Annotated in this window: 1 protein-coding gene; it reads left to right on the top strand. The window is 43.6% G+C overall.

The window, feature by feature from the left end:
* Nucleotides 1-243 (top strand): hypothetical protein (locus tag GSQ74_RS10965; RefSeq protein WP_158993161.1); only part of this gene is annotated, 243 nt, incomplete at both ends.

Here is a 243-nt window from a genome sequence, read left to right as displayed (position 1 = left end):
GAACGTGAGGCTTTGCCGCCTTACCAGCTGTTAACGTTTACCGGCCAAAAAATAACCAGCGGTGTGCAGCTAAACTGGGTAGCGAGTAATGCAGGTACTTATACCGGTTTTGTACTGGAGAAAGAAGGCGCTGATAATACCTTTAGCCCAATATATACCACCCAAAGCAATAATAGCAGCAAGTACGGTTTTGTAGATAACAACCCGGTGATAGGCAATAATATTTACCGTTTGGCACAAAAT

The organism is Mucilaginibacter sp. L196 (assembly GCF_009765905.1).
In the GTDB taxonomy this organism is placed as follows: domain Bacteria; phylum Bacteroidota; class Bacteroidia; order Sphingobacteriales; family Sphingobacteriaceae; genus Mucilaginibacter.
This window is presented reverse-complemented; position numbering and strand designations above follow the sequence as displayed.